This is a genomic window from Bradyrhizobium sp. LeoA1Lang, from assembly GCF_055413685.1.
In genome coordinates, this window is the sequence record NZ_JBVAPG010000114.1 from 1 (window position 1) to 20,779 (window position 20,779).

General features: G+C 62.5%; 19 protein-coding genes. 4 read left to right on the plus strand and 15 right to left on the minus strand.

Features of this window, described 5'->3' with window-relative positions:
* The first annotated feature begins 173 nt into the window (after nucleotides 1-173).
* Nucleotides 174-875: a fumarylacetoacetate hydrolase family protein gene (locus ACZYOF_RS30125; RefSeq protein ID WP_130584404.1), complete on the plus strand. Its 702-nt coding sequence runs from the start codon at nucleotides 174-176 to the stop codon at nucleotides 873-875.
* Nucleotides 876-1,183: 308 nt separating this feature from the next.
* Here the strand turns inward: ACZYOF_RS30125 and ACZYOF_RS30130 are convergent, their stop codons facing one another.
* On the minus strand, nucleotides 1,184-1,561 hold the full coding sequence (locus ACZYOF_RS30130) for an SPW repeat protein (RefSeq protein WP_282527741.1): 378 nt from the start codon (nucleotides 1,559-1,561) through the stop codon (nucleotides 1,184-1,186).
* A gap of 21 nt (nucleotides 1,562-1,582) precedes the next feature.
* On the minus strand, nucleotides 1,583-2,923 hold the full coding sequence (locus ACZYOF_RS30135) for an MFS transporter (RefSeq protein ID WP_463699026.1): 1,341 nt from the start codon (nucleotides 2,921-2,923) through the stop codon (nucleotides 1,583-1,585).
* Nucleotides 2,924-3,268: 345 nt separating this feature from the next.
* Between ACZYOF_RS30135 and ACZYOF_RS30140 the strand changes: the two genes are divergently transcribed.
* Nucleotides 3,269-4,105: an alpha/beta fold hydrolase gene (locus ACZYOF_RS30140; protein WP_394567532.1), complete on the plus strand. Its 837-nt coding sequence runs from the start codon at nucleotides 3,269-3,271 to the stop codon at nucleotides 4,103-4,105.
* 69 nt (nucleotides 4,106-4,174) lie between these two features.
* On the opposite strand, the gene ACZYOF_RS30145 is transcribed toward ACZYOF_RS30140, so the two are convergent.
* The 12 genes from ACZYOF_RS30145 to ACZYOF_RS30200 all read right to left on the minus strand — a co-directional run bounded on the left by ACZYOF_RS30145 (nucleotide 4,175) and on the right by ACZYOF_RS30200 (nucleotide 18,251).
* Entirely contained in the window at nucleotides 4,175-5,104 is a 930-nt protein-coding gene (locus ACZYOF_RS30145; RefSeq protein ID WP_394567534.1) for an aspartyl/asparaginyl beta-hydroxylase domain-containing protein, read from the minus strand.
* Between the two features lie 1,033 nt (nucleotides 5,105-6,137).
* Nucleotides 6,138-6,290, minus strand: coding sequence for a hypothetical protein (locus tag ACZYOF_RS30150; protein ID WP_165421099.1), 153 nt, complete (start codon nucleotides 6,288-6,290; stop codon nucleotides 6,138-6,140).
* Between the two features lie 165 nt (nucleotides 6,291-6,455).
* On the minus strand, nucleotides 6,456-7,922 hold the full coding sequence (locus ACZYOF_RS30155; protein ID WP_463718040.1) for a flavin-containing monooxygenase: 1,467 nt from the start codon (nucleotides 7,920-7,922) through the stop codon (nucleotides 6,456-6,458).
* A 129-nt stretch (nucleotides 7,923-8,051) separates the two neighbouring features.
* Complete coding sequence (gene ahcY, locus ACZYOF_RS30160) at nucleotides 8,052-9,482, minus strand: adenosylhomocysteinase (protein WP_130578677.1); 1,431 nt, start codon at nucleotides 9,480-9,482, stop codon at nucleotides 8,052-8,054.
* Nucleotides 9,483-9,572: 90 nt separating this feature from the next.
* Nucleotides 9,573-10,769: a methionine adenosyltransferase gene (metK, locus tag ACZYOF_RS30165; protein WP_463718041.1), complete on the minus strand. Its 1,197-nt coding sequence runs from the start codon at nucleotides 10,767-10,769 to the stop codon at nucleotides 9,573-9,575.
* A 60-nt stretch (nucleotides 10,770-10,829) separates the two neighbouring features.
* Nucleotides 10,830-12,185 carry a hypothetical protein gene (locus tag ACZYOF_RS30170; RefSeq protein WP_282527635.1) on the minus strand — a complete coding sequence of 452 codons (1,356 nt, stop codon included), beginning with the start codon at nucleotides 12,183-12,185 and terminating at the stop codon, nucleotides 10,830-10,832.
* Between the two features lie 250 nt (nucleotides 12,186-12,435).
* The gene (locus tag ACZYOF_RS30175) at nucleotides 12,436-13,554 is read right to left on the minus strand and encodes a cobalamin-independent methionine synthase II family protein (protein WP_463718042.1); all 1,119 of its coding nucleotides are present in this window, start codon (nucleotides 13,552-13,554) and stop codon (nucleotides 12,436-12,438) included.
* A gap of 24 nt (nucleotides 13,555-13,578) precedes the next feature.
* Nucleotides 13,579-14,295, minus strand: coding sequence for an ABC transporter ATP-binding protein (locus ACZYOF_RS30180; protein WP_394567540.1), 717 nt, complete (start codon nucleotides 14,293-14,295; stop codon nucleotides 13,579-13,581).
* The gene (locus tag ACZYOF_RS30185; RefSeq protein WP_463718043.1) at nucleotides 14,288-15,040 is read right to left on the minus strand and encodes an ABC transporter ATP-binding protein; all 753 of its coding nucleotides are present in this window, start codon (nucleotides 15,038-15,040) and stop codon (nucleotides 14,288-14,290) included. Before ACZYOF_RS30185 ends, ACZYOF_RS30180 begins: the two co-directional genes overlap by 8 nt.
* Nucleotides 15,037-16,068, minus strand: a complete 1,032-nt coding sequence (locus ACZYOF_RS30190) for a branched-chain amino acid ABC transporter permease (RefSeq protein WP_463718044.1) — start codon at nucleotides 16,066-16,068, stop codon at nucleotides 15,037-15,039. Before ACZYOF_RS30190 ends, ACZYOF_RS30185 begins: the two co-directional genes overlap by 4 nt.
* A gap of 7 nt (nucleotides 16,069-16,075) precedes the next feature.
* Nucleotides 16,076-16,945 (minus strand): branched-chain amino acid ABC transporter permease, encoded by an 870-nt coding sequence (locus ACZYOF_RS30195; RefSeq protein WP_282527640.1) that lies wholly within the window; start codon nucleotides 16,943-16,945, stop codon nucleotides 16,076-16,078.
* A 133-nt stretch (nucleotides 16,946-17,078) separates the two neighbouring features.
* Nucleotides 17,079-18,251: an ABC transporter substrate-binding protein gene (locus ACZYOF_RS30200; RefSeq protein ID WP_282527641.1), complete on the minus strand. Its 1,173-nt coding sequence runs from the start codon at nucleotides 18,249-18,251 to the stop codon at nucleotides 17,079-17,081.
* Between the two features lie 297 nt (nucleotides 18,252-18,548).
* Here ACZYOF_RS30200 and ACZYOF_RS30205 point away from each other — a divergent pair, with 297 nt between their 5' ends.
* On the plus strand, nucleotides 18,549-18,827 hold the full coding sequence (locus tag ACZYOF_RS30205; RefSeq protein WP_463718045.1) for a hypothetical protein: 279 nt from the start codon (nucleotides 18,549-18,551) through the stop codon (nucleotides 18,825-18,827).
* A gap of 23 nt (nucleotides 18,828-18,850) precedes the next feature.
* Here the strand turns inward: ACZYOF_RS30205 and purU are convergent, their stop codons facing one another.
* Nucleotides 18,851-19,714 carry a formyltetrahydrofolate deformylase gene (gene purU, locus ACZYOF_RS30210; protein ID WP_130578667.1) on the minus strand — a complete coding sequence of 288 codons (864 nt, stop codon included), beginning with the start codon at nucleotides 19,712-19,714 and terminating at the stop codon, nucleotides 18,851-18,853.
* Between the two features lie 154 nt (nucleotides 19,715-19,868).
* Here purU and ACZYOF_RS30215 point away from each other — a divergent pair, with 154 nt between their 5' ends.
* On the plus strand, nucleotides 19,869-20,711 hold the full coding sequence (locus tag ACZYOF_RS30215; RefSeq protein WP_463718046.1) for a uroporphyrinogen-III synthase: 843 nt from the start codon (nucleotides 19,869-19,871) through the stop codon (nucleotides 20,709-20,711).
* The last annotated feature ends 68 nt before the right edge of the window (nucleotides 20,712-20,779 follow it).

Consider the following 20,779-nt stretch of genomic DNA (forward strand, 5'->3'; position numbering starts at 1 on the left):
GACATCTTCGCCTTCATCGAAGGCTTCTACAATCGAACGAGGCTCCATTCCGCCATCGGATATGTCGCGCCGATCGAGATGGAGCTAAAAGCTGCTTAAACCCGTCCACTTTTTCGGGGGAAGATCAGAGGTGTTCAACCAAATCATAAACCACTCAACAACGAGAGCGCTTCATGACCGCCACAGACTACGTCATCCCCGCCCCGCCGCAGGCTTCGCTCCCCGTCATCGGCGAGACGAAATCCTTCCCCGTCCGCCGCATCTGGTGCGTCGGGCGCAACTACCTCGAACACATCAGGGAGATGGGCAATGACGAGCGCGCGCCGCCCTTCTTCTTCGCCAAGCATGCCGACATGCTGGTGCCGGATGGTGCCACGATCCCCTACCCGCCGCTGACCAAGGACCTGCACCACGAGGTCGAACTGGTGGTCGCCATGAAGAGCGGCGGCCTCAACATTCCCGCCGACAAGGCGCTCGACCATGTCTATGGCTATGCCGTCGGTATCGACCTCACCCGCCGCGATCTGCAGATCGCCTCGCGCAAGAAGGAGCGTCCCTGGGAGATCGGAAAGTCCTTCGACTACTCTGCGCCCTGCTCCGCGCTGCAGCCGGCCTCCAAGATCGGCCATCCATCAAAGGGCAAGATCTGGCTCACCGTCAACGGCAAGGAAACCCAGAAGGGCGATCTCACCGAACTGATCTGGAACGTGCCCGAGATCATCTGGCAGCTCTCCCAGCAGGTGAAGCTCGCCGCCGGCGACCTCATCATGACGGGAACGCCGGCCGGCGTCTCCCAGCTCCAGCCCGGCGACAGGATCGAATGCGGCGTCGACGGCGTCGGCACGCTGAAGGTCTCGATCGGCCAGCCGGAGTAGTTCACTCCGGCGCTAACCACGCCCACCGCCGTCATTCGGGGCGCGCGCAGCGCGAGCCCCGGAATCCATCGGGCGGCAGATGACGGCAGAGAAATGGATTCCGGGCTCGATGCTTCGCATCGCCCCGGAATGACAGCCCCGTTGTTGCTAAGCTTCGTAGCCCGGGTGGAGCGCAGCGTAACCCGGGGGCCGCACTCGACGTTGGTTCAGAGGTCCCGGGTTGCGCTGCGCTCCACCCGGGCTACGGCACTGGATTCTTGGTTTGACGCGTTTTCTTTACGCCAACCGATGTCCACTTCGAACGCGCTCTACTGCCTCTCCAACCCCTGCGATGCGCTCGGGCCGAGATGCGTCTTCTCGTACTCCAGCCACAGCTCAAGCAGGGACATGAACATCACCACGGCGCCCGCGATGATGCTGAAATGCATTGCGCGGGTGTGCGCGAAGCCGAGCAGCCAGGGTGACACGATCAGCCAGCCCCCAACGAGCAGGTTGACCCATTCTTCCCAAACGGAAAATGCAATGATCGCCGCCAGCGACAGGATCGCAATCGCCGCGCCGCTCGCCTGCAGATCGATCGCCGCCGTGGGGTTGGCACGGACAAACATCCACGGCGCCGCAAGCAGGAAGATCGCTGCCGCCAGATTGTAGAGATCGAGCGCCGATTCATTCCGCCATTTCAACATGCCCTTTCCTCCATCGCTGCCTTATGCCCGCCGGTCATGCGCGTCGGCCGCATTGATGTCCTTTCCGGTGTAGTCGGTCATCAGCGCAGTCGCGACCAGCGTGATGACGGCGCAGATCGCGATATAGATCGCGATTGCGGTCGCCGACTGGTACATGCCGAACAGCCAGGCCGCGATCAGCGGCGCCGGACCGCCGGCGATCACCGACGCGAGCTGATAGCCGAGCGATGAGCCGCTGTAGCGCAGGCGTCCGGTAAAGCTCTCCGCAATCAGCGCGGCCTGCGGCCCGTACATCATGTCATGCGGGATCAGCGACAGGACGATCGCAAGGAAGATGATCGTCGGCGATCCCGTGTCGAGCATCGCGAAGTAGATGAAGCCGAAGATGCCGGTCACGACGGCACCGATCATATACATGTTCTTGCGGCCGATCTGGTCGGACAGATGCCCGAACAGCGGGATCGAGACGAACGACAGCACCGAAGCCGAGAGCACCGCGGTCAGGAGGAAGTCGCGCGAGACGTGCAGCGTGGCAATGCCGTAGGAAAAGACGAAGGCGGTGAAGATGTAGAACGGCGCCTGCTCGGCCATGCGCGCGAATGCCGACAGCAGGATTTCCTTCGGATACTCCCTGATCACCGTCAGCATCGGCGTGCGGTCGACTTTTTGCTCGGCCTGTAGTTTGCTGAACACCGGCGTTTCCAGAATGCCGAGCCGGATGTAGAGGCCGACGCCGACCAGGATGAGACTGAGCGCGAACGGAATGCGCCAGCCCCAGGCGAGGAACTGGTCCCCCGCCATCTGGCTGAACGCCAGTACCGCAAGATTGGCGAGGAACAGGCCGCAGGGCACGCCGAATTGCGGCCATGACGCGATAAAGCCGCGGGAGTGGTTGTCGCGCGCCCACTCCATCGACATCAGCACCGAGCCGCCCCATTCGCCGCCGACACCGACGCCCTGGATGAATCGCAGCGCCGTCAGGATCACCGCACCCCAGATGCCGATGCTCGCATAGGTCGGCACCACGGCCACCGCCGCGGTCGCCAGACCCATCAGGAGCAGCGTCGCGATCAGGGTCGATTTACGGCCGATACGGTCGCCATAATGCCCGAAGATCGCAGCACCGATCGGCCGCGCGATGAAGCCGACAGCATAAATGGCAAATGCCTCCAGCGTGCCGACCCAGGGGTCGGAGTGCGGGAAGAACAATTTTGCGAAAACCAAACCGGTGACGGTGCTGTAAAGGAAGAAATCATACCATTCGATCGCGGTCCCAATCGTGGAGGCGATGACGGCGCGCCGAAGCTGGCGCTGATGCTCGGATGGAGTCAGTTGGGTGGCGTCGAGGCCGAGCGTTGCCATAGGAGCATCTCCCTCGGACAAGCCCCCGGCAAATTTCACTTTGTGTGCCTTGTTGGATCATAAACGATACGACGCGACAAAGGTTCCATCCGACAAGAACGTCAAGGCTTGAACTTTAGTCGACGGGTGCGAGCATCGTAGGGCGGATCGGCTGGATCGAAGGCGAACACAAACCGCTTGTGTCCTCGCGAGCATCGCGCCGCTTCATTCCTGCGCGGGGCGCAGCGATGCCCCGGGCACGGCAAGAAGCTGACAGAAATTTAATGTGGCCGCGGGATGTAGAGCCTTTTCCGTCACGCACTCAGCGAGTTAATACCAAAGAAAAAGAACGACGGGATGGAAGCAATGAAGCGAGGAATTGTCGTTTTCGCCTGTCTCTGTGCCCTTTCCGGCGCCGCCTACTTTGCCGTGAGCAAGTGGGGAATTCGGCACGAGAGCTTGAGTCTCTATGATCAGACCCGACAACGGCTGTTGCCGGTCGATCTTGCCGTGCGTGCGGACTACGAGATGAAGGCCAATGCCGGATTCTGGAAACTTCCGGTCGCGATCATCAGCAACGGCAACACGGTCAAGAACACCGAATATTCGTTCCTGGAAAACGTGCTGGCTGCGGATGGATATCTGGTCGCCAGCATCCAGCAGGATATTCCATCCGACCCTCCGCTGGTGACGAGGGTGGGACTACCCTACGTGGGCAGGATTGGCGTCTACGAGAAGGGCGAAGCCAACATCGGCTTTGTGCTCGCGAAGCTGAAGGCGCTTGAGCCCAATGCCGTCTACGATCATCTGACCCTCGTCGGCCATTCGAACGGCGGCGATATCGCCATGTACTACGCCAAGCAACATCCCGAACTGGTGTCAAAGGTGATCACGCTGGACAATTTGCGCGTTCCCTTCGTGCTTGACCACAGACTTAAGATCCTGTCGTTCCGCTCGAAAGACCCCAACTTCAAGACCGATCCCGGCGTGTTGCCGGCCCCTGAACAGGCCAAGAAGCAAGTTATCGATGTCATCAATACGCAATTCCGGCACACTGACATGTGCGACCGAGGACCTTATTCCGTCAAGCACAGGATCCAGGCTACGCTCAACGAGTTTCTCACCAAGGGCGGCAGCAGCGAACTTGCGCCTGCGCCGATCGACAGTCCGCTCGTTGTCAACGCCGCTGCAGCGCTTCCCTAGATCATGATCCGGAAAAGGACCGTAGGGCGGATTAGCGAAGCGTAATCCGCCCTACACGCTCCGGATCCATCACCGCAATGCGGACACCACGACCAGGCCGAGGATCAGCACCGTCAGCGAATATTTCAGCGTGTAGTACACGTTGCGGTTCCACTCCTTGACCTTGCGGCTGGCGAGATGGACCTCGTAGAGCTTGCCGAACACTTTGTTGAGCACGCCGACATGCTCGCCGTCCACGTTCTGCGTGGCGGAGGCCTTGACGATGTGATGGCTGACCCAGCGGTTGATCGCGGTCATGAAGCCATACTTCATTGGGCGCTCGACGTCGCAGAACAGGATGATGCGGTTGACGTCGGTCGCGTTCTCGGCGTGATGGATGAAGGTCTCGTCGAACATGAAGGCCTGGCCGTCGCGCCAGACGCATTCCACGCCGTCGACGATGATCCGGCACTTGTTCGAGTTGGGGGTGACCAGCCCGAGGTGATACCGCAGCGAGCCGGCAAAGGGATCGCGGTGCGCGCCGAGCTTGCCGCCGGGCGGCAGCATTGCAAACATCGCGCCGTGCACGGACGGAATCGAATTCAGCAATTCCACGGTCTTCGGGCACAGCGTGCGCGCCGACGGCAGGAAGTCGTCATACCACTTCAGGTAAAAGCGCTTCCAGCCGCTCTTGAAGAACGAATAGAAGCCCCAATCGTTGTTCTTCGCGGCCGCGCGGATAAAGCCCTCGTCGAACAGTTGCACCGCCTCTTCGCGGATCGTCTCCCAGTTCTCGCTCAGCTTGGCGAGTTCGGGAAATTTCTCGACCGGGATCACCGGCGTGTTCGGGATAGCCGAGCCCGCATACATCAGCACATTGTAGGGGGCGAGATAGGTCGAGTGATCGCCGAGCTGACGGGCAAAGCGCAACCGCTCGCGGCCGCGGAAATGCACATAGATCGTTGATGCCGCCAGGATGTAGAGAATAACAAGCTGCGGCGCGAATACCGTTTTCAGCATATCAGTCCCTGCCGTGGCCCCCAACAACGTCCTGCGTCTATATAGCGCAAGCGGGTCCCGCAAGCCAATCCTGGAGGGGGCTTCCGGATCGCGCCGGCCTGCGCACAGAGATAAATTTTCCGTGCAATTTCAAAGCGAATCGGGCGGTCCAGTCCCTTTTCACCAAAATTTTCCCCTTAACCCGTCGGGCAAATCACCTCTATAACCCCGCGCCATCTCACCCGATGAGAGGGGCGGATCGCGATCGTCACGAACGCGCGGTGGGATGCGGTGGACGCTGACGTTGCGACTGACGAGCGTGACATCAGCGGACGGCGAAGTCGTGTGGTCCTGGCGCCCCGACGCTGGCGCTAAGTTTTTCGCGCGAACAAGTTCGCGCGGGAAGTGACGGTGGCAAGAAAGCCCGGTCACCGGGGAGAGCGCGAAATAAGCCGTAACACCATCGCGCAGGGAAAGCCGGTGTTGCTCCGGTTGACCTGTGGTCCTACCCCCGTGCTTCTTGTTGCACGGGGCCCATGGGTGCAACCGGCACCCGGCTTTCCCTGCGCCCTCTGTTCAATGAGAGGGTGGAAGGTGATGCAAAGCTCGGACGCAAATGCGCCGCGAGAACGCGGAGTCACGTCCTCGCCGCTGTTTGAAATTCAAATCAGAAAGCCTCCCCGTCATTGCGAGCGCAGCGAAGCAATCCATCGCGCCGCGTGTGGAGGCATGGATTGCTTCGCTGCGCTCGCAATGACGTCGAGAGAGTATGCCAAGCGCGCGGGTGCGTAGGGTGGGCAAAGCGACTGCACGCGCCGACGCTTAGACGGACTCCAGCGCAAGCGTGCCCACCATCACGAGCGGAATGCTTGATGGTGGGCACGCTTCGCTTTGCCCACCCTACAGGACTGCAACCGCTTGCTCACGCCGCAACACCTTCCTGTGGTTATGGGAATCGTAGGATGGGTAGAGCGGAGCGAAACCCATCATTCACGGCGCGTGCTTCATCGCGATGGGTTTCGCTCCGCTCTACCCATCCTACGGGACGACATCGTCAGGCGCGCATCGCCTGCAGGCCCTTGAAGGTGAGGCGCTTGGGGTCCTTGATGCCGGCGAGGTAGAGGCGGCGGATGAAGGCAACGGCGGCGTCGCGGTCGCAATCGGTCAGCGCCACGAGGGCATCGACGGCAATTCGCTGGGCGTCCATGGGCTTCCTCTTGCTATCAGCAGCCACAGGCCGTGCAGCGTAGGGCATCTCGGTTAATCCGGCGTTAACCGTCGCGGCAGAATGGCTGATTCGGCAGGAAGCCCGAATCCGCAAAACTACCCATGGGACGTTAAGGCGCAGGTTTCGCGAGGACAGCGAGGATTGTCACGAATACTGCATCACGCCGTCATCCACCTTGCCATAGCGCAGGGAGACGATGTCGAGCGCATAGTTCTGGTAGAGCCGCCACGGCCGCTTCGAGCCCTGCTTGGGCAGTTTGGCGATCGAGCGCTGGACATAGCCGGATGAGAAATCCAGCGCCGGCAGCGCCTCGATCGAGGGATCGAGATTATGCGCCACGCATTGCCTGAAGCCGTGCCGGTCCATGTAGTTGATCAGACGGCAGCCATATTCGCAGGTGAGGTCGCATTTCAGCGTCCAGGACGCGTTGGTGTAGCCGAGCGTCGCAGCGAGGTTCGGCACATCCGAATACATCATGCCCTTGTAGCTCAGCGTATTCGCGAAATCGACCTTGCGGCCGTCGACGCTGACCTCGACGCCGCCGAGCACCTGCAGGATCAGGCCGGTGGCGGTGATGATGATATGGGCCGGAAGCTCGCTGCCGTCCTCTAGGCGAATCCCGTTCCTGGTGAAGGTGTCGATCCGGCTGGTGACGACGGAGGCGCGCTTCTCGCGGATCGACTTGAACAGGTCGCCGTCAGGCACAAGGCAGAGCCGCTGCTCCCAGGGATTGTAGCGCGGCGTGAAATGCGTGCCGATGTCGTAATCCGGACCGAGCGCCATCTTGATGCCGCCGAGGATGAGCTCTTTGGCGCGCTCCGGCTTGCGGCGGCAGAGCTGGAAGAAATACATGCCGAGCAGCACGTTGCGCCAGCGGATCAGATGATAGGCGAGCTTGGCCGAGAGATTGCGCCTGAGCTTGTTGGCGAGCGCATCCTCCGCCGGACGCGCCACCACATAAGTCGGCGAGCGCTGCAGCATGGTGACATGCGCGGCCGTCTTGGCGAGCTCCGGCACCAGCGTCACCGCGGTTGCCCCCGAGCCAATCACGACGACGCGCTTGCCGGCATAGTCGAGATGCTCGGGCCATTTCTGCGGATGAACGATCTGGCCCTCGAAGTCGGCGGCACCAGCAAATTCCGGCGTGTAGCCTTCCTCGTATTTGTAATAGCCCGAGCACATGAAGAGGAAATTGCAGGTGAAGCGCACGATCTCGGCCGCGCCCTCGCCTGCCCTGCGCTCCGCCTCGACGGTCCAGCGCACCTGTTCGGACGACCACGAGACGCACTTGACGCGATGGTTGAAGCGGATCTTGCGGTCGATCCCGTTCTGCGCCGCGGTCTCCCGCACATAGTTCAGGATCCGCGGCCCGTCGGCGATCGCCTTCGGTTCGGTCCAGGGGCGGAACGAGTAGCCGAGCGTGTACATGTCGCTGTCGGAGCGGATGCCGGGATAGCGGAACAGATCCCAGGTGCCGCCGATGCAGTCGCGGCCCTCGAGGATGACGTAGCTTTTGGTCGGGCACTTCTGCTGCAGGTGATAGCCCGCGCCGATGCCGGACAGCCCGGCGCCGACGATCAGAACATCGAAATGCTCCATTGCCTCGGTCATGACGTTCTCCCTGCCGAAGTATTGAGCAGGCGGGAACCAATTTGCAACTCGCTTCGGTTGACAGCGGCAAAGAAAAAGGCCCCGGACTGCGCCGGGGCCTTCCAATGTCTCGCTGAGGAGAACTGGGGGTCAGTAGCGGTAGTGATCCGACTTGTACGGCCCTTCCGTCTTGACGCCGATATAGTCGGCCTGGTCCTTGCGCAGTTCGGTCAGCTTGACGCCGATCTTGGCGAGGTGCAGGCGGGCGACCTTCTCGTCCAGCGACTTCGGCAGCACGTAGACCTTCTTCTCGTACTTGCCGTCTTTGTTGTTGGCGAACAGCTCGATCTGCGCCAGCGTCTGGTTGGTGAAGGAGGCCGACATCACGAAGGACGGATGGCCCATGGCGTTGCCGAGGTTCACCAGGCGGCCTTCCGACAGCAGGATGATGCGGTGCTTGTCGGCGAATTCGATCTCGTCGACCTGCGGCTTGATGTTGGTCCATTTCAGATTGCGCAGGGACGCGATCTGGATCTCGTTGTCGAAGTGGCCGATGTTGCAGACGATGGCGCGATCCTTCATCGCGCGCATGTGCTCGATGGTGATGATGTCCTTGTTGCCGGTGGCGGTGACGAAGATGTCGGCGCGCGGCGCGGCATCTTCCATGGTCACGACCTCATAGCCTTCCATCGCCGCCTGCAGCGCGCAGATCGGATCGACCTCGGAGACCATCACGCGGCAGCCGGCCTGGCGCAGCGACGCGGCCGAGCCCTTGCCGACGTCGCCGAAGCCCGCGACCATCGCGACCTTGCCCGACAGCATCACGTCGGTGCCGCGGCGGATACCGTCGACCAAGGACTCCCGGCAGCCATAGAGGTTGTCGAACTTCGACTTGGTGACACTGTCGTTGACGTTGATGGCGGGGAACAGCAGCGTGCCCTTGTTCGCCATCTCATAGAGGCGGTGCACGCCCGTCGTCGTCTCCTCGGAGACGCCCTTGATGTTCTTGGCGATCTCGGCGAACCAGCCCTTCGGCTTCTCCTTCAGCAGCCGCTTGATCAGCGCGTAGAAGATCTCTTCTTCCTCAGAGGCGGGCTTGTCGAGGAACGCAGTGTCGCCCTGCTCGGCGCGGTAGCCGGCATGCACCAGCATGGTGGCGTCGCCGCCGTCGTCGAGGATCATGTTGGGCGTGCCGCCGCCGTGCCAGTCGAACAGCTTGGCGGTGTAGTCCCAGTACTCGGTGAGCGTCTCGCCCTTCACCGCGAACACCGGAATGCCAGCCGCAGCGATCGCGGCCGCGGCGTGGTCCTGGGTCGAATAGATGTTGCAGGAGACCCAGCGGATGTCGGCGCCGAGCGCGGCCAGCGTCTCGATCAGGACTGCGGTCTGGATCGTCATGTGCAGGGAGCCGGCGATACGCGCGCCCTTCAGGGGCTGCTTGGGGCCGAACTCCTCGCGTGTCGCCATCAGGCCGGGCATCTCGGTTTCTGCGAGCGAGATTTCCTTGCGGCCGAAGTCGGCGAGCGAGATATCCTTGACGATGTAGTCGGTGAAGGCAGGCTTCTTGGCGGCGGCGGTCATGCGATTGATCCCTCAAAAAGCGTATTCCGAAAAGCGATCTCAGCTTTCCGGAATACGCGACACGGTTACGGACAACAATTACGGAGAAAGTCAGACTGCGCGCTTGAGCGGCTCGACGAGATCGGTCTTCTCCCAGGAGAAGCCGCCCTCATTGTCGGGCGTGCGGCCGAAATGGCCGTAAGCCGAGGTCCGCGCGTAGATCGGACGGTTGAGGTCGAGATGGCTGCGGATGCCGCGCGGGGTCAGGTCCATTGCCTGTGCGACCGCCTTCTCGAGCTTGTCCTCCGGCACCTTACCCGTGCCATGGGTGTCGATGTAGATCGACAGCGGCCGCGCCACGCCGATCGCGTAAGCGAGCTGCAGCGTGCAGCGGTCGGCGAGACCGGCAGCGACGATGTTCTTGGCCACATAGCGCGCGGCATAGGCGGCCGAGCGGTCGACCTTGGTCGGATCCTTGCCGGAGAAGGCGCCGCCGCCATGCGGGGCCGCGCCGCCATAGGTGTCGACGATGATCTTGCGGCCGGTGAGACCGGAATCGCCGTCGGGGCCGCCGATGAAGAACTTGCCGGTCGGGTTGATGTGCCAGATGGTCTTGCCGTTGATCCAATCCTTCGGCAACGCCTCGCGCACATAGGGCTCGACGATGTCGCGAACCTGAGTGGAGGAGAGGTCCTCGACCAGATGCTGGTGCGAGACCACGATCTCACGCACGCCGACCGGCTTGCCGTTCTCGTACTGCACGGTCACCTGGCTCTTGGAGTCCGGCCCCAGGACCTTCTCGCGGCCCGAGTGGCGCGCTTCGGAAATCAGCCGCAGGATCTTGTGGGCGTAGAAGATCGGCGCCGGCATCAGGTCAGGCGTCTCATTGGTGGCGTAACCGAACATGATGCCCTGGTCGCCCGCGCCCTCTTCCTTCTTCTCGCCCGGCTGCAGCGCGTCGACGCCCTGTGCGATATCGGCCGACTGCGGATGCAAGAGGATCTCGATGTCGCAGGTCTTCCAGTGGAAGCCTTCCTGCTCGTAGCCGATGTCCTTGATCGCCTCGCGGACAGTGCTTTCGATCTGGTCGTTGGTCACCGACTGCGGCCCGCGGGTTTCGCCGGCGATCACCACCTTGTTGGTGGTGGCGAGCGTTTCGCAGGCAGCGCGGATCTGCCACGGGTCGATCCCGGCTTTCGGGCCTTCCCGGTAGAACAGGTCAACGATCTCGTCGGAAATCCGGTCGCAGACCTTGTCGGGATGACCCTCCGAGACCGACTCGCTGGTGAACAGGTAAGACGCGCGCATCTAGCAAACCCCTTTTTTCGTCGAGCTCCGACGTTCGTTCCTGAATGTGTCCCTGGAATGTCAGTCTCTACGACGCGAGATGACGTAGGATTCGTCGTAAAACCACAGCCCATTGTGCTTGCGCAGCACTTCGCGGGTAGCCTCCAGAGTTCGGCCGCTTTCCGTCATCTCGGTCAACCGGTCATCCTCGATCTGGGCGACATACACTGCCGCGTTCCACGCTGCAAAAGCCGTCGAGGTTCCGATCGACCCGGTGACCTCGTTCGGCAAGGCTTCCATATCATAACGGAAGATCGAACGGTTATCGGCGTAAGCGTTAAAGTTAAGGTCGCGCCCGGCCGATCCGAGTTCGTACTTGACCGCGCGCAATATCTCATGGCGGCTGACGGCGAAAGGATTTTCTCCGGGCCACACTGCCTGAATAATTTCCAGGCCCGGATCGTGGCCATGGGAGTGGATACCGATCAAGCGCCCACCGGCGCGCAAGGCCCGCGCCAGCGGCGCGATGATGCGCTTGGCGCGGAAATTCACAGACGATTTTGCCCGGTATGGCTGGGATGCGATGACGAGGTCGAAATTGGCCTCCGTCTTGCCGGCCCGCGGAATGATCGAATCGAGCAGGAACCTTTGGTCCTCCCGATAGAGCGCCAAAACCACCGGGCGCTCATAGATGGGCATCCCGGATCGTGGGCTGACGCTGGCCCGCCAATTCTGCTCAAGAAATGGGCCAAGTTCCGCGATTTGGGCCTCGAATTCGCCCGACGATGCCCCCCGCAGCGCCACTTCATGCCAGAGCGTGCCGGCGGCGGCCGCGGGCGATTTCGGGGTCAGCCAGGGCGCCTCCGCGTAATACATGTTGGTCAGCACGAAGACGGTAGCGGGGTGTTCGAACAGCCGGTCCGGCACCTTGTCCAGGGTCAGCCGGACGTCCTCCAGGCTCAATTCCTTGCCGGCGACGTAGAACGGCATATGCGGAAAGCGGCTATGCATGGAGCGCAGAACTCGCGCCAGCACAGTACCGTCGCCGATACCCGCGTCGAATACCCGCAGCGCCGGCGGCCGGGGATGGAGGGCGGACAGTTCCAGCGCGACGCGCTGCGCGATCACCCGCTTCTCGCCGCAGGTGTGGACAAACAGCAGGTATCTCTGCCGGTTCTCGAAAAAGCGGAAGTTTTGCCGCGGATCGCGCTTTTCGGGCGGCACCACCAGGCCGCGCGGCGGCGCCACCCCGCCGGGCGTGGAGGTGGCGATGAAGGCCTGGATACGGTCCAGCGTATCGATGGTGATCCGCTTACCCTCCCGCAGCCGGTGCACCAGCTTGCCGTCATTCACGGCGCGGCGGCCGAACGTCGTCTCGGCCATATCCGCCCGGCGGCAGAAGTCGGTGATCTGGCTGAGGATCTCGTCGTTCTTCATTGGGCCAGGACGGTGGGACCGCTGTGGGCAGGGAGTGGACGGTGGACACCCCTATCACCATCTGCCCACTACTTGAAGCCCTCTCCTCCTCTCAATCAAAGCGAGCATGAATGAACAACACTACCGACCACCGCGCGCGGCGACTTGTCGGCCGCAGCCGACGAGCGAAGGCGGAAGCAACCCATCTTCCTTCGCGCTTACGTGGAGATGGATTGCTTCGTCGCTTCGCTATTTCGCAATGACGGCGAGGTTATCTGCCCCACACCTCTTCGGCGACTTCCACTGCGAGCCTGAGCTTCGCCCACTGCTCTTCTTCGGAAAGGACGTTGCCTTCCTCGGTCGAGGCGAAGCCGCATTGCGGCGAGAGAGCAAGCTGGTCGAGCGGCGCGAATTTCGAAGCCTCCTCCAGGCGTCGCTTGATGGCGTCCTTGCTCTCGAGTTCGCCGAACTTGGAAGTAATGACGCCGACCACCACGACCTTGTTGCCCTTCGGCAGATAGCGCAGCGGCTCGAAACCGCCGGCACGATCGGAATCATATTCGAGGAAATAGCCGTCGTAGTTGGTGCCGCCGAGCAGCGTTTGCGCCACCGGCTCGTAGCCACCAGAGGAGATCCAGGTGGAGCGGAAATTGCCGCGGCAGACATGGGTCGAGATCACCATGTCGGACGGACGGTCCGCGATCGCGTAGTTGATGACGCGGGCGTAGATCTCCTGCAACCCATCGGGATTGTCGCCGCGCTCACGCGCCTTCTGCAATTCGTCCTGCGAGCAGAGATAGGCCCATACCGTGTCATCGAACTGCAGATAGCGGCAGCCGGCGTCGTAAAACGCCTTCACGGCCTTGCGGTAGGTCTTGCCGAGGTCCTCGAAGAACGGCTCAAGCTCGGGATAGACCTCCTTCGAGATCAGCTTGCGGCCACCGCGGAAGTGCAGCACCGACGGCGCCGGGATCGTCATCTTCGCAGTGACGTGAGCCTGGTCGGCGTATTTCTTCAGAAACCTGAAGTGATCGAGCATCGGGTGGTTGTCGGGGAAATCCAATTTGTCGATCACGCGGATCGCGTCATGACGCGTCTGCACGCCCGCGAACTGGATGCCGGCGTCCGGGTGGAACAGTTCGCAGCCGGTCAGCTTGGCGAGAAAATCGAAGTGCCACCAGGAGCGGCGGAATTCACCGTCGGTCGCGAGCTTCAGGCCAGTGGAGGCCTGGCGGTGTACGACCTTCTCGATCTCGATGTCCTCGATCTTGCGCAGATCCTCGGGCGTGATCTCGCCCTTTTCAAGCTTGGCGCGGGCCTCCTTGATCTTCGGTGGCCGCAGCAGGCTGCCGACCTCGTCGGCGCGGAAAGGAGGTTTTGTTCGTTGCATGGTTTCGACTCCCTAGGGACGGAACTAATGCGCTTTGGCGCCGGAGACCCCAAGATGCCGCTCGAGCACCGTGGGATCGGCCTTCAAGGCATCGCTTGCCGCATCGTGCACGATTGTGCCGCGTTCCAATATCACGACGCGGTCGGCGAGCCCCAGAACCTTTTGCGCGTGCTGTTCTACGATGATCGAGCAGATACCACCAGAGCGGGTGATCGTGCCGAGCGCCTTCAGCAATTCCTCAACGATGATCGGCGCCAGCCCTTCCGTCGGCTCGTCGAGCAGCAGCACCTTCGGATTCAGCGTCAGCGCACGCCCGATCGCCAGCATCTGCTGCTCGCCACCGGAGAGCTGGTTGCCGAAATTGTTGCGGCGTTCTTCGAGCCGCGGAAACATCCGGTAGATTTGCTCGACTGTCCACGGTCCCGGCTGGGCCACTGCGGTCATGTTCTCCTCGACCGTGAGGGAGCGAAAGATATTGCGTTCCTGCGGCACCCAGCCGACGCCAGCGCGGGCCCGCTGGTCTGGGCGCAATGCCGTGATGTCCTGCCCACCCAACGACACGGTGCCGCCGAAACGGCGGGTGACGCCGACGATGGAATTGATCAGCGTGGTCTTGCCGGTGCCGTTGCGCCCGAGCAGCGCCAGCACCTGGCCTTCGGGGAGCGACAGTGTCATGCCCGGCAGCACCACCGCCTCGCCATAACCGGCACGCAGGCCCTCGATCGCGAGCAGGTCAGGCATTGGCTGCCTCGCCGAGATAGACCGCCTTCACCTGCGGGTCGCGCGCTACGGCATCCGGCGGACCTTCGGTCAATAGCGCACCATTGACCAGCACCGAGATGCGGTCGGCGAAGGAGAATACGAGATCCATGTCGTGCTCGATCAGGAGCACGGTCACCTCGCGCGGCAGCGCCGCGACTGCGGCCAGGATGTCGTGGCGCTCGATTTCGGGTACGCCGGCCGCCGGCTCGTCGAGCAGCAGCACGCGGGGTCTGGCGGCGATCGCGACCGCGATCTCGAGCAGGCGCTGCTTGCCATAGGGCAAAGTGACGGTGAGCTCGCTCATGACGTCGAGCAAATGAAACCGCGCGAGGATCTCGGCGGTCTCGGCATTGACGTCTGCCCGCGTCCCCATCCGCCGCCACCAGTCGCCACCGCGGCCCATCCGTTCGGAGACCGCGAGCCCAATGGTCTCGAGCGGCGTGAGATCGGGATAGAGCTGATTGATCTGGAACGTACGCGACAGGCCGCGCAGCACGCGCCTGTGCACCGGCAGGCTGGTGATGTCGTTGCCTTCGAGCAGGATGCGGCCGGCATTGGGCCGCAGCACCCCGGTGAGCAGGTTGATCACCGTGGTCTTGCCGGCCCCGTTCGGCCCGATCAAAGCGTGGCGGGCGCCCTGCTCGATCCGAAGCGAAAGCTCGCGCGTGACACCCAAGCCGCCGAAGGATTTATCCAATCCCCTGGTTTCCAGCGCGGTCGTCATGACGGGTCGCTCTCAGGGACCACGACAACGGCCCGGCGGCCGGCAAATTGCCGGATGATGAGGTTCGGCAGCCAAAGCGCCCAGCGATGGATGCGGGCGCGGCCGACCAGAACGATCACGACCAGCACCAGCCCGATCCAAAACAGCCAATATTGCGGCGTGATGGTCGAAAACAGCTCGTGCAGCATCTTGAACACGACGGCACCGATCAGCCCGCCATAGAGATAGCCGGTTCCGCCGATGACAAGCATCAGCATTAAATCAGCCGAACGCTCGAACGAGAACACGTCGAGCGAGGCGAGCGCCGTGGTCTGCGTGAACAGTGCGCCGGCGACGCCGGCATAGAAGGCCGAGACGGTATAGATCGCGATCAATCGGCGATTGACGGGAATACCGATCGCGGCGGCGCGCAGCGGGTTGTTCCGGATCGCGCGCAGCGACAGGCCAAACGGCGAATGCACGATCCGCCGCGACAGCAGGAACAGCAGGAACAGCACGATCAGCGAATAGAAGAAGCCGGTCTTGCCGAAGATGTCGAACGCGAAGCGGCCGAGGATCGGCTGCATCTCGATGCCCTGCAATCCATCGGTGCCGCCGGTGATATCGGAGAAGCGTTCGGCGAGCGCTTCCAGCAGCAGCGCGATGCCGAGCGTCACCATCAGCCGGGTCAGATCCACACCGCGGATGACAAGAAAACTCGTGAAGAAGCCGAGCAACATGGCCGCAAAACCTGCGACCACGAGCGCGACCACCGGCTCGCTGATGATGCCATGCAGCGCCAGTAGCCCTGCGGAATAGGCGCCGACGCCGAAGAACGCGGCATGCCCGAGCGAGACGATGCCGGCATAGCCGAGGATCAGGTCGAGCGACAGCGCGAACAAAGCGAGCCGCAGGATGTCGGTCATGATCAGATAGCGGGACGGAAACAGGAAGCCGCAGGCGACGACCACGATCCAGAAGGCGATCTCGCCTGGCCGCCAACGGGCGACGGCAACCGCATGCGTGGAGACGTCGGGAAGCGTGGTCATCGCCCCCTCAACGCGCGGCCGTGCGGCCGAACAGGCCGTTCGGACGCCAGATCAGGATCACGATCATGATGGTGTAGATCACGAAGGGTCCCATCTTCGGGACATAATACTTGCCGGCGACATCGCCGATGCCGAGCAAGAGCGAGGCCAGGAATGGCCCGGTGATCGAGGAGGAGCCGCCCACCGTCACCACGATCAGAAAGTAGATCATGAATTTGAGCGGGAAATACGGATCGAGACCGAGGATCTCCGCGCTCAACGCGCCGCCGAGCCCGGCCAGCCCACAACCGAAGGCGAAGGTAAACGCAAACACCTGCGGCACATTGATGCCGAGCCCGATCGCGGCGCGGGGATCATCGACGGCTGCGCGCAGGCGGCTGCCGAAGCGCGTGCGCGCCAGGATCAATTGCAGCGCGACCGTGAGGAAACCGCAGATCACGATGATCATCAGCCGGTAGCGGCCGATGCCGACCCCGAACAAATCGAACTGCCCCTCGAGGGCCGCCGGCAATTTGATGAAGACCCGCGTCGAACCCATGATGTAGTCGACCGCTGCGACCGACATGAAGACAAGGCCGATCGAGAACAGCACCTGGTCAAGATGGCTGCGCGCATAGAGATGACGGTACAGCGCTCGCTCCAGGACCACGCCAATCGCAGCACTCGCGACGAAGGCAAGCGGCAGCGCCACAAAGAACGGCCAGCCGGAATTGTTCACCAGCACCGCGCAGATGTAGCCGCCGGCCATTGCGAAGGCGCCGTGCGCGAGGTTGACGAAGTTCATCAGCCCGAGCGTCACCGCGAGCCCGCAAGCGAGCACGAACAGCAGCATGCCGTAGGCGACCCCGTCGAACAGGATGGTGAAGAGACTGGTCATTGGAGGTCGGAGAACTCTAACAGGAACTCGTCATTCCGGGGCACGCGAAGCGTGAACCCGGAATCTTGCTCAGTAACCTCGGGATTCCGGGTTCGCTGGCTTCGCCAGCGCCCCGGAATGACAGCGGGGAGCGTCACTTCTTGGTCTTGCCGGGGTCCTTGACGGCCTCGAACGTAGCGAACTCCACATTGTAGAGTTCGCCGTCGACCTTCTCGACCTTGCGGATATAGATGTTCTGGACGATGTCGCGTGTCTCGGGGTCGATCGAGATCGGCCCCCGCGGGCTCTCCCACTTCATTCCCTTCATCGCCGCGATCAGCTTGTCGCCGGTCGCGTCGCCGCCAGTCTTCTTCAGGGCTTCATAGATCAAATGGATGCCATCATAGCCGCCCACCGCCATGAAGCCGGGACGGTTGTTGAACGCCTTCTTGTAGGCGGCCACGAATTCCTTGTTGGTCTGCGAGGGATGCGCGGCGGAATAGAGATGCGCGGTGACCGCGCCGAGCGCGGCGTCGCCCATGTTGTTGAGGAGATCGTCGTCCATGACGTCACCTGGGCCGATCACCGTGATGCCGCTCTTGTCCAGCCCGCGCTCGGCATATTGCTTCATGAAATTGCCGCCCTGCCCGGCCGGCACGAACACGAACATGGCGTCCGGCTTGGAATCCTTCATCCGTTGCAGGAATGGCGCGAAGTCGGGATTGGCGAGCGGCACCTTCACCTCTTCGACGATCTCGCCGCCGCCGGCCACGAAATGCTCCTTGAAGGAAGCGAGCGCGTCATTGCCGGGCGCGTAGTCCGAGGTCAGGGTCGCCACCTTCTTGATGCCGTTCTTGACCGCCCAGTCGCCGATGATGGTGGAAGACTGCGGCAGCGTGAAGCTGGTGCGGACGATATAGGGCGAGCGCTCGGTGATGATGGAGGTGCCGGCCGCCATCACGATTTCCGGAACTTTCGCCTGCGTCGCCAGGGGCGCCGCAGCGAGCGCGGCCGGGGTGACGCCGAAACCGGCAATGATGTTCACTTTCTCGTTGACGATCAGCTCCTGGGCGAGCCGCTTGGTGTTGTCGGGAACCGCGGCGTCGTCCCTCAGGATGATCTCGATCTTCTTGCCAGCGACCGTGTCCCCCTTCTGCTGCATATAGAGCTTGATCGCGTTGTCGATCTGCTTGCCGGTCGAGGCCTGCCCGCCGGTCATCGGTACGATCAGGCCGATCTTGACCGTTTCCTCCGCCTGGGCGGGCACGACTGCCGCGGCGGCGGCAATGGCGCCTGCAGCCAGCAACAATTGACGGCGAATGAACATGAACGCTTCTCCCCCTCATGTTCTTGCGGATCGAACGGCCCTTGCCTCACCATAGCCCAGATCGTTCGGCGGTGTAGCGCGGCGAATGGCGTCGCCCGGCACCGGTTTGTCAAGCCGACGTAAGGATGGTGCCGGCGCAATGACCGCCAGGAGCTCCCGATAGCTTAAGGTTCCATAATACCTCCAACAAGACCTGATAAGGCTATCTTACCATTTCGAAACTAAGGTCCGCTGACCCGCGCCAACGGTTGGCGCAGTTCGGTCCAAATCTTCAAGCCCACGACACCCTGCATTGCGATGCCAACCAGCGCCCGCCCTCTCGCAACCCTCTTCGCCCTAGCTCTGACAGGCTGTGCCTTGGGCGGATGCGGTACCGTCAACGAGAAGCTGTCTGCCGGCACGGCGGACCTCATTCCGGCTTGGGCGGGCGGGCTGCCTGCGGACGCGCCACCCCGGCCCGGCACCGCCAAATATGACGAATTCATGCGCGAGCGGGAACGAAAGCGGTTGATGCCGGCTGCCGAGCGCGGCGACGATAGCAAGCCGGCACCGACCTCGCAGGACACCGCTCATTGAGGACGGGGCGAGCGCCACTCCGCTCAGTCGACGAACACCACCGTCTTGCGGCCGTTGGGGATCACGCGGTCCTCGAGATGGTAGCGGATCGCGCGGGCCAGCACCCGGCGCTCGATATCCCGGCCCTTGCGGACGAGGTCGTCGGGAGTATCGCGGTGGCTGATGCGCTCGACGTCCTGGTCGATGATCGGCCCTTCATCCAGGTCACCGGTTACGTAATGGGCGGTGGCGCCGATCAATTTGACGCCGCGCTCATGGGCCTGGTGGTAGGGGCGCGCGCCCTTGAAGCCCGGCAGGAACGAATGGTGGATATTCATGCAGCGGCCCGCGAGCTTGGCCGACAGCTCGTCCGACAGGATCTGCATGTAGCGTGCGAGCACGACGAGGTCGGCGCTCGTGTCCTCGGCGAGCTTCCAGAGCGCGGCTTCCTGCTCGCGTTTGGTCTCTCTGGTCACAGGCAGGTAGTGGAACGGGATTTCACCGAAATCGAGATGGCTGTAGGTCTCGCGCGGATGGTTGGAGACGATCGCGGTCGGGATCATCTGCAATTCGCCGGTGCGCCAGCGATAGAGGATATCGACCAGGCAGTGATCGGATTTGGAGACTAGCAGCATCACACGGCGGCGACTTGCGCGGTCGCGCATCTGCCAAACCATGCCGAAACGCTCGGCGATTGCGGTAAAGCCGGTCTGCAGCGCCGACAATTCGACCGCGAGGTCGGCGGCGGTGAACACCACCCGCATGAAGAATTTCTTGGTTTCGATATCGTCGAACTGCTGGGCGTCCAGGATGTTCTGACCATTATGCGCGAGAAAGGTCGAGACCGCCGAGACGATACCGGGACGGTCGGGGCAGGACAGAGTCAGGACAAATTGGGGGTCGGACATGGCGATGGATCGAGACTTGGCCGATGAGGGCTTGATTGATTAAGGCTTGGGCAGCCGCAGGAACGGCTGATTTGCGGGCCCTGCTCTACCACCGCCGTCGCCCTTGCGCCAATCCCGCGGCAGGGGCCAAACTAAACTCTACGAGAGGCACATCATGGCTGACCGGCTGAACGGCTACCGCATCCTGATCCTGGAGACGCGCGAGGAGGCGCAATTCTCCCGCCTGCTCGCCGAACAGGGCGCCGACGTGCTGCAATGTCCGATGTTCGCGATCCACGATGCGCCGGATCCGGCGCCGATCGAGGCCTGGATCAAGCGTTGTATCGAAAACCCCTTCGACGATCTGGTGCTGATGACCGGCGAGGGCCTGCGGCGCTTGATGAAGGTCGTGCGCCGCGTCGGCGTCGAGCAGGAGTTCATTGCAGCGCTGACCAAGGCCCGCAAATTCGCCCGTGGCCCAAAGCCCGGCCGTGCGTTGCGCGAAATCGGGCTCGAGCCGCAGGTGACGACGGAGAAACCGACCTCGGAGGGCGTCATCGAGATACTTTCCCGGATCGATCTGAAGGGCCATCGCCTCGGCCTCCAGCTCTATCCAGACAAGGATCACGGCGCATTGATCGGCGCGATCGAGGCCCAGGGCGCGGAGGTCGATACCGTGCTGCCCTATGTCTACGATCCCAAGGCGGCCGACGCCAACATCGTCGTCGCCATCGACGAGATGGCGGAGGGCCGGATCGATGCGATCGCGTTGACCAACCTGGGCCAGGTGCGCCGGCTGTTCGAAGCCGCGCGGGCGCGCGGCTATGAGGACAGGCTGCGTCAGGGCCTTGACCGGACCTCGATCGCCTCGGTGGGGCCGGCGGTCTCCGGCGAGCTCGCCTCGCACGGCCTGCGCACCGATATCGCGCCGCCGAACGACGCTTACTTCATGAAGCCGCTGATCTCGGCGATGGCGGTGGCACTGGCGAAGCAGCCACCACGGATGGGGACGAAATAATTCACTCTCCGCGTCATTGCGAGCGCAGCGAAGCAATCCATCTCGCCACTTGTGGAGGCATGGATTGC